This is a genomic window from Streptomyces sp. NPDC002773 (assembly GCF_040295605.1).
In the GTDB taxonomy this organism is placed as follows: domain Bacteria; phylum Actinomycetota; class Actinomycetes; order Streptomycetales; family Streptomycetaceae; genus Streptomyces.
Map to the genome: position 1 here is coordinate 168742 of NZ_JBEOVO010000002.1, position 12434 is coordinate 181175.

The following is a 12434-nucleotide window of genomic DNA, read 5'->3' on the forward strand; positions in this document are numbered from 1 at the left end:
TCCCCACCCCCGGCCCTCACGGTGCTCACACGCCGATGTCGCGGCCGTCCGTGCGCCAGACGGAGACGACCGACGGGCGGACGAGCTTGCCGGGTCCGTCGGGCCACTCCGACTTCGGGTTCTCGACGGAGGCGCCGTCGAGCTCGCCCGGGTGCTGCACGGCCACCAGGACGCGGCGGTCCTGGATGATCGGGCCGCAGGTCTCGGCGCCCTTCGGCACGGTCAGGAACTGCTTCAGCTCACCGCGCCGCTCGCCGCGCGTGGCGACGCCGAACAGGCCGTCGTGCGAGCCGAGCTGGTTGCCGTCGGTGGAGATCCACAGGTTGCCGTGCGGGTCGAAGGCCACGTTGTCGGGGCAGGAGATCGGGGAGACCTTCTCCTTCGGGTAGCCGGCGAAGTAGGTGGCCGGGTCGTTCGGGTCGCCCGCGACGAGGAAGAGACGCCAGGCGAAGCCGTCGGCGGCGGGGTCGTCCCAGTGCTCGGCCAGTTCGAGGATCTGGCCGTGCTTGTTGAGGTTGCGCGGGTTGGCCTCGTCGGCGCCCGGGTTGGTGCCCTTGCCGCGGTTGGTGTTGTTGGTGAGGGCGACGTAGACGCGGCCGCTGCGCGGGGACGGCTCGACGTCCTCGGGGCGGTCCATCTTCGTCGCGCCGACCTTGTCGCCGGCGAGGCGGGTGAAGACGTACACCTCGTCGGCGGTCATGCCGGGGACGTGCGAGACGTCGCCGGTGGCGAGCGGGATCCACTGGCCGGAACCGTCGAACTCGCCGTCGTTCGGCAACTTGCCCGTGCCGTCGATCTCGGCGGCCGGCGAGTCGCCGGTGAGCTTGGCGACGTACAGGGTGCCCTCGTCGAGGAGGGTGAGGTTGTGCTCGCGGGCGGCCCGCGAGTTCCCCTTCTTCATCCGCTTCGACGAGACGAACTTGTAGAAGTAGTCGAACCGCTCGTCGTCACCCATGTAGACGACGGGACGGCCGTCCTCGGTGAGGCGGGGCTGCGCGGCCTCGTGCTTGAAGCGGCCGAGGGCGGTGCGCTTGCGGGGCGTGGAGTCGGGGTCGTACGGGTCGAGCTCGACGACCCAGCCCTGGCGGTGGACCTCGTTGGGCTCCTGGCGCAGGTCGAAGCGCTTGTCGAACCGCTCCCACTTGCGCTCGGAGGCGCCGGTGCCGACGCCGTACCGCTTGTCGGTGGTGCTCGACCCGTACGCGAAGTACTGGTTGAAGTTCTCCTCGCCGTGGAGGGTGGTGCCCCACGGGGTGGTGCCGCCGGCGCAGTTGTTGAGGGTGCCGAGGACGGTACGGCCCTCGGGGTCGGCGGACGTCTTCAGCAGGTCGCTGCCGGCGGCGGGGCCGGTCAGCTCGAACTCGCTGGTGGTGTGGAGCCGCCGGTTGAGGTGGTGGCGGGTGACCGGGGTGAGCTTGCCGGTGCGGTGCTCCTCCTGGACGACGACGACCGAGAGGCCGTGCGCGGCCCAGGCGATCTCGACCTGCTCGCGGGTCGGGTTCTCGGAGTCGTACCCACGGAACATCAACACCTCGTCGGTGTACTCGTGGTTGGCGACGAGTACCTGACGGTGGTGCTCCCCGCGCAGCGGCAGCAGGGAGAGGAAGTCGTTGTTGTAGCCGAACTGGCCGGCCTGGGCCTTCGCCGACTGCTTCTCGCCGTCGAAGGCGGGGGCGCCGCGGAGGATGGGCTCGCCCCAGCGGATGACGATGTTCTGCGCGTAGCCGGCGGGGACGGTGACCTTGTCGGCGGTGTTGGGCGCGACGGGGGCGAAGCGGAGGCCGCGGGCGCCGTCGGTGGGGGCGGGCTTGCCGGGGTGGCCGGGGTGGCCGGGGTGGCCGGGCTTGGCGACGGCCTCGGGGGCGTTGCCGAGGACGACGGCGCCGCCGGCGGCGGAGGCGACGGTCACGACGGCGGCGGCGCGGAGAGCGGAACGGCGCGAGAGCGCACCGGCTATGACGTCACCGACGTACTCGTTGTCGCTGGTGTTGGGCACCTCGTGGAAACAGGCGTCGCCGCAGCGGAAGCGGCAGGTGAGAGCGGAACGGCCGCCTCCGTGGGGGTTGGTGCTCAGCAGCGGCAGCAGTTTGCGCACTTCGTCCTCCTACGGCGCAACGCTGCGCCGACATGGTGTCGGGATTCCTTCGGCGGCGACGCTATGTGCGTAGATCTGCACAGGCGCGGCGACGGAGTGAACGCCGAATGAATGCACGGCAACCGGGGGCGACCGGGTCGCGGAGGAGGGAGGGGGTGGCCGCTAACCTTACGTGTCCGCCCTGGCCAGGGATGAAAGTCCCGAAACGCCCAGTACGGACATTCACACGCACCCCACTCATGCGAAAGGGTTCGCCCATGGGTATTCGGAGCATGCTGCGCAAGGTGTTCGGCCGGGACCGCGAGGAATCCCCGGCAACCTCCGTCCCGCCCCAGACGCGTGAGACCCCGACCCCCGACACCCCGGACGCCTCGGGCACCCCGGATGCCTCGGGCGCCTCGGACGACGCGGCCCGCCGAGCGGCGGACGATCTGGTGGCGGCGTCCTTCGACAACCCGCGGGTCCCCAGGGCCCGGGCGAAGACGCCTGCGGCGGGGGCGGCGAGCAGCGGGGATCGGGATTCGGACGTGGCCGCGGAGGCGGAGGCGGAGGCGGCGCCTGAGGCCAAGTTGACGGCTGACGCCGAGGTGGCGGCGGACACGGCGGCGGAGAAGTCGGCTGACGCCGAGGTGACGGCTGACGCAACGGAAGCCGAGGGGTCGGCTGATGCCGACACGGCGGCGGCGGAGACGGCTGAGCCCGTGGCTGACGAGTCGGTGGAGCCGACCGAGCCGGTCACCGAAGAGCCGGCCGCCGCGACGGCGGAGGCAGAGCCCGAGTCCGGCCCGGCGGTTACGGATTCCGAGCCCGAGCCCGTCACGGCGGACGTGGAGCCGGAGACCGAGCCCGAGCCCGCCCAGGCGGAGGCGGAGACCGAACCCGCCCCGGCAGACGCGGATGCCGATGCGACTGCCGACGCGGCGGAGGCCGAGACGGAGGCCACCGCTGACGCGGTGGAGGCCGAGACGGAGGCGACCGCCGACGCCGATGGGCCTGAACTCGCTCCCGCGCAGGCGGAGGAGTCGACGGCGGAGCAGGCCGAGGCGACCGCCCCTGCGGAGCCGGTGGCAGCTGCCGACGCGGACGCCGACGCCGAGCAGCAGGCGGAGACGGAGGCCGACACGGCATCCGACGAGCCGCAGGCCGAAGCCACCGCCCCGGCGGAGCCGGAGCCGGCCGCCGACGCGGACGACGACGCGGACGACCTCGCGGCGGAGCCCGCCGCCACAGCCGCCGAACCGGCGGAGGAGGACACGGCCGTCGCCGACGACGAGCCGCAGGCCGAGGCCACCCACCCGGCGGAGCCGGAGGCGCAGGCCGCCGACGCCGCCACCGCCACCGCTCCCGAGCCGCAGGAGGCCCCGGCCGCCGACGCCGAAGCCGCCCGCGCCCCGCAGGGCCCCGCCCTCGCCCTCGCCGAGGTCAAGGCCGCCGCCCCGCACCTCGCGGACGCGTACAAGGCCGCCGGGGCCCAGCTCAAGAAGCAGGGGCTCACGACCGCCCGCGCCGCCGTGTACCTCGTGGTGGACCGGTCCGGTTCGATGCGCGGGTACTTCAAGGACGGTTCCGTGCAGCGGCTCGCCGAACAGGTCACCGCGCTCGCGGCGCACCTCGACGAGACCGCCACCGTCACGACCGTGTTCTTCTCCACGGACATCGACGGCACCGTCGCCCTCACCCCCGCCGACCTCACCCCCACCCGCGTGGAGGAGATCAACGGCACCCTCGGCCGCCTGGGCCGTACCAACTACCACCGCGCCGTGGAGGAGGTCCTCGCCCACCACGGCAAGGCGGACCCGACCCGCCCGGCCCTGGTGGTCTTCCAGACCGACGGCGCCCCGGAGTCGAAGACGGCTGCCACCCAGGCGCTCGCCGAAGCGGCCGACCGCCCGCTGCACTGGCGGTTCGTGGCCTGGGGCGAGGAGGACAACAAGGCCTTCGACTTCCTCCGGAAGCTCGACGGGCCGGACGGCGCTCCCCGTACCGCCGTGTACTTCCCGGGCGCGACCCCGGTCGAGACCGCGCACCCCGCCTTCTACCGCGGGCTGCTCGAAGGCCTGGAGCTCTAGGAAGCAAAAACAGGGCTCGTGGTGACGGTGACCGGCAAGGTCACCGTCACCACGAGCCCGCCGCCCTCCTCCGCGCCCCGCGCGACCGCCCGGGCGCTCCCCCCGTGCGCCGTCGCGATCGACCGCACGATGGACAGTCCGAGCCCCGCGCCCGGCCCCATCCGGTCCCGCCCCGCGCCGCGCCGGAAGGGCTCGAAGAGCCCGTCGACCTCGCCGACGGGGACGACCGGCCCGGTGTTGGTGACGGTCAGGACCCCGCCCTCGACCCGTACGTCCACCACGCCGCCACCCCCCGGCACGTTGTAGGCGACCGCGTTCGCGACAAGGTTCCGTACGAGCTGCCCGAGCAGCACCCGGCTCCCCCGTACGACACCGCCCCCGCCGGCCGCCACGCACGCGCCCGCGTACTCCTCCTCGACGACCTCGCCGAGGACCACGTCCTCGCGTTCCGCGAGCCCCCGCTCGCTGCGGGCGAGGAGCAGCAGCCCGTCGATGAGCCGTTCGCTGCGCCGGTTGGCGTCGAGCAGCACCTGCCGTACGTCGCAGTCGTCGTCGAGCCCGACCTGGATGGCGGCGCGCTGGGTGGCGAGCGGGGTGCGCAGTTCGTGGGAGGCGTTGGCGATGAACCGCCGCTGGCTGTCGAAGGCGGTCTCCAGGCGTCCGAGCAGCGCGTCGATCGTGTCGCCGAGTTCCTTGAGCTCGTCGTCGGGCCCGCTGACCGCGATCCGGTCGTGCAGGTTGCGTTCGGAGAGCCGCCGCGCGCGGGCGGTCATCTCGTGCACGGGCCGCAGGACGCGCCCGGCGGTCCACCATCCGACCACGACGGCACAGCAGGCGATCACGACCAGGGCCATGCCGGACCACATGAGCATCTGCTCGCCGGCGGCCCGGCTGATGTCGTCGCCGAGCCGGTACGCCTCGACGACGGCGACATCGCCGGCGAGGTCGCCGGTACGCGCCACGATGGCATCGGCTTCCTCATCCGTACCGGCTCTGACCAGCAGGTTCACCACGAGCAGCAGCACCGCCCCGAGGACGAGGAAGACACCTCCGTAGACGATCGCGATCCGGGCGCGGATGGTGGACCCGGCGCCCAGGTATCCGTCGGGGGACGGGCTCACAGCACGTACCCCACGCCCTGCACGGTCCGGATGAGCCCCGGTTCGCCGAGCTTGGCGCGCAGCTTGCTCATGCAGACCCGTACGGCTCCGGTGAAGGGGTCGGCGTGGGCGTCCCAGGCGCGTTCGAGGAGCTCCTCGGCGGAGACGGCGGCGCCGTCGGCCTCCAGGAGGATCTGGAGGACGGAGAACTCCTTGGGGGAGAGGTCGAGGTCCCGCCCGTCGCGGTCGGCGGTCCGCCGGACGGTGTCCACGCGGAGCCCGTACCGCTCCAGGAGAGGCGGGAGCGCGGGCCGGGCGGACCGCCGCCGCAGCGCCCGGACGCGGGAGACCAGCTCGGGGAACTCGAAGGGCTTGCCGAGGTAGTCGTCGGCGCCGAGGTCGAGGCCTTCGACGCGGTCGTCGAGGGTGGTGGCGGCGGTCAGCATGAGGACGCGGGTGGGAGAGCCGGCGGCGAGGAGCCGCCGGGCCACGTCGTCGCCGTGGACGCGGGGCAGGTCGCGATCGAGGACGAGGACGTCGTACGGGCAGGGGCCGAGCGACTGGCTCTGGACGGGGGCGCCTCCGTACGGTCCGAGCGGGGGCTCCGGGGACTCCAGGGCCTCGTCGCCGCCCCCGTACAGTCCGAGCCGCTCCAAGGCCTCGCCCCCGTCGTGGACCGTGTCGACGGCGAAACCGGCCCGCCGCAGGCCGGTGGCGACGAGTGCGGCGAGGTCCCGCTCGTCCTCGGCAACGAGTACACGCATGCGTCCCATCTTCCTCACGGCGCACGCGCCGCCCGCCCCGGGGTTTATCGATGTGAGTGGATCTTCGTCCGACCGTTAGGATTTCGACCATGGCGGCCACTGGATCCGAGAAGCAGGGGGCGAAGGCGTTCTACGTCACGACCCCCATTTACTACGTCAACGACGCTCCTCACCTGGGCCACGCCTACACGACCGTCGCAGGCGACGTGCTCACGCGCTGGCACCGTCAGCGCGGCGAGAAGGTGTGGTACCTCACCGGCACGGACGAGCACGGTCAGAAGATCATGCGCACGGCCGAGGCGAACGACGTCACGCCCCAGGCCTGGTGCGACAAGCTCGTGGAGGAGGCGTGGAAGCCGCTCTGGGAGCACCTGAACATCGCGAACGACGACTTCATCCGCACCACGCAGAAGCGTCACACCGACCGCGTGCAGGAGTTCGTGCAGGACCTGTACGACAAGGGCGAGATCTACAAGGGCGGGTACGAAGGCCCGTACTGCGTGGGCTGTGAGGAGTACAAGCTCCCGGGCGATCTCATCGAGGCGGAGGACGGCACGAAGCTGTGCGCCGTCCACAAGAAGCCGGTGGAGATCCTCAAGGAGGAGAACTACTTCTTCAAGCTGAGCGAGTACGGCCCGAAGCTCCTGGAGTTCTACGAGTCGAACCCGGGCTTCGTGCAGCCGGAGTCGGCCCGCAACGAGGTCCTGAACTTCGTCAAGCAGGGCCTGGAGGACCTCTCCATCTCGCGTTCGACGTTCGACTGGGGCATCCCGGTCCCGTGGGACGAGAAGCACGTCATCTACGTGTGGATCGACGCGCTCCTGAACTACGCGACGGCCGTGGGCTACGGCGCCGACCAGGAGAAGTTCGACGAGACCTTCCCGGCGAACGTGCACCTCATCGGCAAGGACATCCTCCGCTTCCACGCGATCATCTGGCCCGCGATGCTGATGGCGCAGGGCCTGCCGGTGCCGGGGCGCGTGGCCGCGAACGGCTGGCTGATGGTCGGCGGCGAGAAGATGTCGAAGTCGAACCTGACCGGCATCAAGCCGCAGGACCTGACCTCGCACTTCGGCGTGGACGCGTACCGCTGGTACTTCCTGCGGGCGATCGCGTTCGGGCAGGACGGCTCGTTCTCGTGGGAGGACTTCTCCGCCCGCTACACGAGCGAGCTGGCGAACGACTACGGCAACCTCGCCTCGCGCGTGGCGGCGATGGTCGGCAAGTACTTCGGCGGCGCGCTGCCGGCCTCGGCGGCCGACGGCGAGGCGGAGAAGGCGATCCAGGACGGCCTGGCGAAGGCGGTTGCGACGGCCGACCAGAAGATCGGCGAGGAGCTGGACTTCCAGGCCGGCATCCTGGCGATCTTCGACTTCGTGAAGCAGGTCAACGGCTACATCACGGAGCAGGAGCCGTGGAAGGTCGCGAAGGACGAGTCGGAGGAGGGCCGGGCCCGCCTGGCGACGATCCTCTACACGGCCGCCGAGTCGCTCCGCGCCGTCGCGGTCCTGCTGAACCCGATCATGCCGGAGACCTCGCAGGCGCTGTGGGACTCGCTGGGCGCCGAGGCGTCCCTGGGCGCGCTGGCCTCGCAGCCGGTGCAGTCCTCCGCCACGTGGGGGCAGCTCCCGGCGGGTGCGACGGTGACGAAGGGCGCGGTGCTGTTCCCGCGCCTGGAGGAGAAGAAGGACTGACGTCCCGGCGTACGTACGCCGAAGGCCGCCGCCCCCTGACCGAAGGGGACGGCGGCCTTCGCCGTGTCCGGCCTAGACGAGCGCGAGGACGGCGACGGCGGGCGCCATGTAGACCAGCGGAAAGGCCACGTGCCCGTACGAGCGGGCGCGGAGGACGGTGACGACGGCCCCGGTGAAGTACAGGACGAGCCCGACGGCGGCGAGGGTCCCGATCACGGGCACGAAGAACCCGACGAGAAGCCCGAGGGCACCGGCGACCTTGGCGGCGCCGAGCCAGTTCCACCACGTCCGGGGGACCCCGTACTGGGCGAGCGGCTCGACGACGAACGCGGCCCTGACGAAGATCGCGCCCCCGGAGAACCCGGCCATGAACGCGGCGACGGCGGTGACGACGACGGCGGTGGTGGACATCTCGGCGAACATGTCGGCTCCTTGGGCCTCTCCCGTATCCGCCTCGACCGAGCCGGACACTGCACTGACGGAGCCCGGAGCGGATGTGTGACAGCCGACGCGAAAAAGTTCAGTGGACCCAGTTCTTCAACGGTGTCGTGTCCAGCTCCATCCCCACCGGCTCGGGCAGCGTCACGCTCTTCCCGAAGGGCACCGTCACGACCATCTCGTACCGCTCTCCATCGGGCTGGGAGTGAACCTTGACCTCCCCGGCGGTCCTGTCGATCAGCAGGTAGACGGGGATCCCGGTCTCGGCATAGGCGTGCGGCTTCTCCACCCGATCCCGCCGCCCGGTGTCCGAGTCGCCGGATGTGACCTCGACGGTCATGAGGACCCCGTCGGGACTGGCCCACTCCCCCTGCCCCACGAAGGCATCGAGCGGCACGAGGCAACCATCGGGGCGGGCGTTGCCCTTGCGGTCCTTCTCGACTCTGAGCCCTTGGTCGGGGTAGAGCCACCATCCGGCGTCGGCCTGAAGGCACAGGCGCGTGAGCCACTCGATGATCCGCCCGTGGCTCCCGTCGGACGGCGTCTTCTCCTCGATCTTCCCCTTGAGGAATTCAAGGCGCAGGGACTCGTCCACGTGTGCGCCGAGACGGGCGAGTTCCTCGAACCCGTCCTGAGTCAGAACGCTCATGGTCAGCTCCTGCGGGCTCGGTGGTGCCGACACCATGGCATATGCCAAGAGCCCGGGATCGAGGGATCCGGGCTCTTCACACGTGTGGGTTACGGAGGCGGGTGGCGGGGTCAGCCGGTCGTCGCGTACGAGACGAAGCCCGCCCACGCGCCGGGCCCGACCGCCAGTCGGGGACCGTCGAGGACCTTGGAGTCACGGATGTGGACGGTGCCGGGGGTGGTGGCGACCTCGATGCAGGAGTCGCCTTCAGTGCCGCTGCTGTAGCTGCTCTTGAACCACATCAGGTCAGAGACATCCCCGGTGGAGGTGTGATGCGTCATGTCTCTCCTAGCAGTCCACGGATGGCGTTGGTGGTCTCACTGGGCGTGAGCGCCTGAGTCCGGAGGATGCCATAGCGCAGTTCCAGGATGCGGAGCCGGCGCAGGTCGGTCACCGGCCTTCCGCCGACCACGGCAGGCGACCGTCCGACCGCCGAGCCGTCCTCGAACTTCAGCACTTCGATGGCGCCCGACAAACCCACGTGCTCCACCTGCGCCATCGGCATCATCTGGAGTTCCACCTGGCGCACTCAGCCACGTGCAGCAGGTGTTCCAGTTGGCGCCGCAGCACATCCCTCCCACCCAGCGGGCGGCGGAGCGTCCATTCCTCCAGGACGAAACTAAGCTCGGGCGCAGGGCTGCGCTCGAACACCGCTTTACGAGCCACGCGCGCCGCCATGTACCGCTCCACCTCGTCCTGCGTGTACACAGGGCGCCGCATCAGGAACAGCCCGCTCGCGTACTCGGGTGTCTGAAGCAGACCATGGATGTTGAGCGGCTCGTAGAGCTGCATTTCGACCGCCCGGGCTTCCAACTTCGCCAAGGCCCGCTCCTTCTTCGGGTACCGGACCTTCGCCACGTCGTCCTTCATCGCCGACAGCAGTCCACCCGCGCCGAGAACCTCGTCCGACTTGTCCAGGTACTCCGGGCGCGGGATCCGCTTCCCACCCTCGATCTTGTAGATCAAATCCTCGCCGTAACCGACGGCGACCGCGAACTCGGCGACCCGGATGCCCGCTGCCTCACGACGCAGTCTCAACTGCCGTCCCACGGTGGCGATGACGGCGACACCCCAGTCGTCGTCCGGGTCGACCTCCCAGCTGGGTTCCTCCACCGACATGCCTCGCACCCCTCCGTCTGTCCTGTTCGACCTCGACGCCCCTACCCGTCACGGGGATTCGGACAGACCGGACAGCGGTGGACAAGCTCCGGACAGTCACCCTACGTACCGGTGGAGTCACTGTGCACGGTAGCCAGCGGCGGCCACGCTCGGTGACATGAACCAGAAGAACGCCGCCCAAGTACCCACCCGCACCAGCGACTTCCGCCTCCTGCTGTCGTCCACTCCGCGTGGCGCCCGGCTCGCCCGGATGCTCGCTGTCGAGTGGCTGCGGGAGGGCGAACTGCCGTACGCCACGGCCGAGGCTGCCGCTCAGGTCGTCGCCGAGCTCGCGGCGAACGCGGTGACCCACGGCAGGGTCGGCGGCCGGGACTTCCGCCTCGTGCTGCGCCGTTCGGCGACCGTGCTCAGGATCGAGGTGACGGACACCCGGGCCGACGCCCTTCCCCGCCTCCGGCCGGCGTCACCGGACGGCGGCGGGGGCGGCGGGCGCGGGTTGGTTCTGGTGGAGGCGCTCGCCGACCGGTGGGGCGTCGGGCTGGGACCCGTACCGCAGAAGACCGTATGGGCCGAACTCGCTCTACCGCACCCCTGACCTGGGCAAACGACTCAGCCACCGAAATCCAGAAACGTGGTTTTCGGTGAGGCGGACGATCTCCCAAGACAACAACCAGAGAGAAAGAAACCCACCAAGCCCCACCCCTCCCCCCGCTCAGGCAGGCACTCACTCACTCGGGTGAAAAACACCAACACAGCTGGCTTTGGGGTGGGTTGCCTGTCTTACGCTCTGCCCCACTGGCATATGACCGCCAACCTCAGACATGCGTCGGCCCTCGCCGGGACTAGCGATCCGCGGCGAGGGCCTGACCACCAAGGAAGTAAGAGGCTTCCCGATGGGTACCCAGCACACTAGCGCGCAGCCCCACTCCCAGTCTCGTAACGACGGGAAGAATCCCTCTCCGCGCACCCGTACGGCCACGCGTCGCGGCGGCGTCACGCACGACAACGCCCGTCACACCACCCACTTCACGGTGATCGGCAACCACCTCGCCCAGCACGCCGAGCTGTCGCTGACGGCCATCGGCCTGGCCGCGCACATCCAGTCGCTGCCCAGCGGCGCGGCCATCGACATCAGGAGCCTCGCCGCCCGCTTCCCGGAGGGGACGACGCGGATCGCCGGGGCCCTGCGCGAGCTGGAGGCCCACGGGTACCTGCGCCGTACCCGCGAGCGTACGAAGGACGGATTCATCGTCACCCGGACGGTGTCCTGCAACCAGCCGGGCCGGACCGGCACCACGGAGGAGCCGAAGCCCAAGCGCCCCGCGCAGCGGGAGAAGAAGCCCAAGCGCCGGGCTCTGCCCGCCGTGCCGCAGCCCGCGTACCCCGCCCCCGACCTGCTCGCGACCGCCCTCGGGGTCCTCTCAGGGCTCCGCCGTACCGACCCCCGGCTCCTGATCTCCGTGACGGACGCCGAACACCTCGTCCCGGGCGTCGCCGCCTGGCTGGAGCGGGACCTCACTCCCGAGGCCGTGCACAACGCCCTGACCGCCGACCTCCCGGCGGAACCCCTGTACCGCCCGGCCGCCCTCCTGGCCCACCGCCTGACGGACCGGCTCCCGCCCCTGCCGCCGTACCGCGCACCCGAGAACCCGGCCGCCCGCCACCCCCTCCAGAACTGCGACACCTGCGACCGCGCCTACCGCGCCCCCGAACCCGGCACCTGCGGCGCCTGCCGCACCTGACCGCCCTCCGGCCCACACCCCTAGGGAACCCCGTGGTCAACCCATCGCACGAAGCAATGCACCACCCCTTCCGGCACGACCTCCACCTGTTCAACCGCCTGAAGGACGTCCTTGAACTCCCCCTCCCGGAGGCCGTCGACGTGGTCGTCCTGCCCAACGACCTCACCGAGACGCGGCCGGTCGAGCGCCGCGTCGACGGCCTCCCGCGGCTCGGCAGCGCCCAGGGCGGCTCTCTCCTCCTCGCGATCGAGGCCCAGGGCAAGAAGGACGAATAGGACCGGCGGGAGTACGGAAGGGGCCCGGGGACGACGGCCGTCCCCGGGCCCCTCTGGTCGCGGGCCGGACCCGTGAATCGCAGCGCGAGGCGAATGCGTGCCAGCCGGGAAACACTGGGGGAGCCTATGAACGTGCCAGAGGCCGACGAGCTCCAGATCTACCGCGTGGTCGAACACGGCCCCGACGGCGGTATCTGTGTCGTCCGCTGCGTCGGGGGTGTCCTCCGGCCCGGGCAGGTCTACACCGCGAGGGGTCTGACGGGGACGGTGAGGCTGGACCGGGTCGAGAAGTACGGACGTCCCGTGGAGTTCATCGACCCACCCCACAGCGCACTGATCCACCTCTCCGGCGGCGTTCTCGACCAACTCCGCTACGGGGACGTCCTCGTGGCCCTGCCGGACGGCGCCGCTCCCGCCCGGGGCCCTGAGGTCGGAGGTCGACCGGCCTGA

General features: G+C 71.0%; 12 protein-coding genes and 1 pseudogene. 6 read left to right on the forward strand and 7 right to left on the reverse strand.

Features of this window, described 5'->3' with window-relative positions; genetic code table 11:
* Nucleotides 1-25: 25 nt before the first annotated feature.
* Nucleotides 26-2095 carry a PhoX family protein gene (locus tag ABT034_RS03400; protein ID WP_351210759.1) on the reverse strand — a complete coding sequence of 690 codons (2070 nt, stop codon included), beginning with the start codon at nt 2093-2095 and terminating at the stop codon, nt 26-28.
* A gap of 257 nt (nt 2096-2352) precedes the next feature.
* Here ABT034_RS03400 and ABT034_RS03405 point away from each other — a divergent pair, with 257 nt between their 5' ends.
* Nucleotides 2353-4164: a VWA domain-containing protein gene (locus ABT034_RS03405; protein WP_351210761.1), complete on the forward strand. Its 1812-nt coding sequence runs from the start codon at nt 2353-2355 to the stop codon at nt 4162-4164.
* Here ABT034_RS03405 and ABT034_RS03410 read toward each other — a convergent pair.
* Nucleotides 4161-5285, reverse strand: a complete 1125-nt coding sequence (locus ABT034_RS03410; RefSeq protein ID WP_351210763.1) for an ATP-binding protein — start codon at nt 5283-5285, stop codon at nt 4161-4163. The two genes, ABT034_RS03405 and ABT034_RS03410, sit on opposite strands and share 4 nt — an antisense overlap.
* Nucleotides 5282-6028: a response regulator transcription factor gene (locus ABT034_RS03415; protein WP_351210765.1), complete on the reverse strand. Its 747-nt coding sequence runs from the start codon at nt 6026-6028 to the stop codon at nt 5282-5284. The genes ABT034_RS03410 and ABT034_RS03415 overlap by 4 nt, the downstream gene beginning before the upstream one ends.
* Before the next feature lie 89 nt (nt 6029-6117).
* Here ABT034_RS03415 and metG point away from each other — a divergent pair, with 89 nt between their 5' ends.
* Nucleotides 6118-7722 (forward strand): methionine--tRNA ligase, encoded by a 1605-nt coding sequence (gene metG, locus ABT034_RS03420; RefSeq protein WP_351210767.1) that lies wholly within the window; start codon nt 6118-6120, stop codon nt 7720-7722.
* A 72-nt stretch (nt 7723-7794) separates the two neighbouring features.
* Here the strand turns inward: metG and ABT034_RS03425 are convergent, their stop codons facing one another.
* The 4 genes and pseudogenes from ABT034_RS03425 to ABT034_RS03440 all read right to left on the reverse strand — a co-directional run bounded on the left by ABT034_RS03425 (nt 7795) and on the right by ABT034_RS03440 (nt 9967).
* Nucleotides 7795-8145, reverse strand: coding sequence for a DoxX family protein (locus ABT034_RS03425; protein ID WP_351210769.1), 351 nt, complete (start codon nt 8143-8145; stop codon nt 7795-7797).
* Between the two features lie 97 nt (nt 8146-8242).
* Entirely contained in the window at nt 8243-8809 is a 567-nt protein-coding gene (locus tag ABT034_RS03430; RefSeq protein ID WP_351210771.1) for a Uma2 family endonuclease, read from the reverse strand.
* Between the two features lie 110 nt (nt 8810-8919).
* Nucleotides 8920-9129: a DUF397 domain-containing protein gene (locus tag ABT034_RS03435; protein ID WP_351210773.1), complete on the reverse strand. Its 210-nt coding sequence runs from the start codon at nt 9127-9129 to the stop codon at nt 8920-8922.
* Nucleotides 9126-9967: pseudogene (locus ABT034_RS03440) on the reverse strand (helix-turn-helix domain-containing protein). The gene ABT034_RS03435 and the pseudogene ABT034_RS03440 overlap by 4 nt, the downstream one beginning before the upstream one ends.
* 157 nt (nt 9968-10124) lie before the next feature.
* Between ABT034_RS03440 and ABT034_RS03445 the strand changes: the two are divergent.
* From ABT034_RS03445 to ABT034_RS03460, 4 genes are all read left to right on the forward strand, one after another.
* Nucleotides 10125-10562, forward strand: a complete 438-nt coding sequence (locus tag ABT034_RS03445) for an ATP-binding protein (RefSeq protein WP_351210775.1) — start codon at nt 10125-10127, stop codon at nt 10560-10562.
* A gap of 298 nt (nt 10563-10860) precedes the next feature.
* Nucleotides 10861-11709, forward strand: coding sequence for a helix-turn-helix domain-containing protein (locus ABT034_RS03450; protein WP_351210777.1), 849 nt, complete (start codon nt 10861-10863; stop codon nt 11707-11709).
* Between the two features lie 56 nt (nt 11710-11765).
* Nucleotides 11766-11984 (forward strand): hypothetical protein, encoded by a 219-nt coding sequence (locus tag ABT034_RS03455; protein WP_351210779.1) that lies wholly within the window; start codon nt 11766-11768, stop codon nt 11982-11984.
* Nucleotides 11985-12110: 126 nt separating this feature from the next.
* Nucleotides 12111-12434, forward strand: a complete 324-nt coding sequence (locus ABT034_RS03460) for a hypothetical protein (RefSeq protein ID WP_351210781.1) — start codon at nt 12111-12113, stop codon at nt 12432-12434.

What these genes read in the sequence shown, in the direction of transcription:
- ABT034_RS03405 (WP_351210761.1), top strand. Translation starts at nt 2,353, where the DNA reads ATGGGTATTCGGAGCATGCTGCGCAAGGTGTTCGGCCGGGACCGCGAG.
- ABT034_RS03415 (WP_351210765.1), bottom strand. Translation starts at nt 6,028, where the DNA reads ATGCGTGTACTCGTTGCCGAGGACGAGCGGGACCTCGCCGCACTCGTC.
- metG (WP_351210767.1), top strand. Translation starts at nt 6,118, where the DNA reads ATGGCGGCCACTGGATCCGAGAAGCAGGGGGCGAAGGCGTTCTACGTC.
- ABT034_RS03425 (WP_351210769.1), bottom strand. Translation starts at nt 8,145, where the DNA reads ATGTTCGCCGAGATGTCCACCACCGCCGTCGTCGTCACCGCCGTCGCC.
- ABT034_RS03430 (WP_351210771.1), bottom strand. Translation starts at nt 8,809, where the DNA reads ATGAGCGTTCTGACTCAGGACGGGTTCGAGGAACTCGCCCGTCTCGGC.
- ABT034_RS03435 (WP_351210773.1), bottom strand. Translation starts at nt 9,129, where the DNA reads ATGACGCATCACACCTCCACCGGGGATGTCTCTGACCTGATGTGGTTC.
- ABT034_RS03445 (WP_351210775.1), top strand. Translation starts at nt 10,125, where the DNA reads ATGAACCAGAAGAACGCCGCCCAAGTACCCACCCGCACCAGCGACTTC.
- ABT034_RS03450 (WP_351210777.1), top strand. Translation starts at nt 10,861, where the DNA reads ATGGGTACCCAGCACACTAGCGCGCAGCCCCACTCCCAGTCTCGTAAC.
- ABT034_RS03455 (WP_351210779.1), top strand. Translation starts at nt 11,766, where the DNA reads ATGCACCACCCCTTCCGGCACGACCTCCACCTGTTCAACCGCCTGAAG.
- ABT034_RS03460 (WP_351210781.1), top strand. Translation starts at nt 12,111, where the DNA reads ATGAACGTGCCAGAGGCCGACGAGCTCCAGATCTACCGCGTGGTCGAA.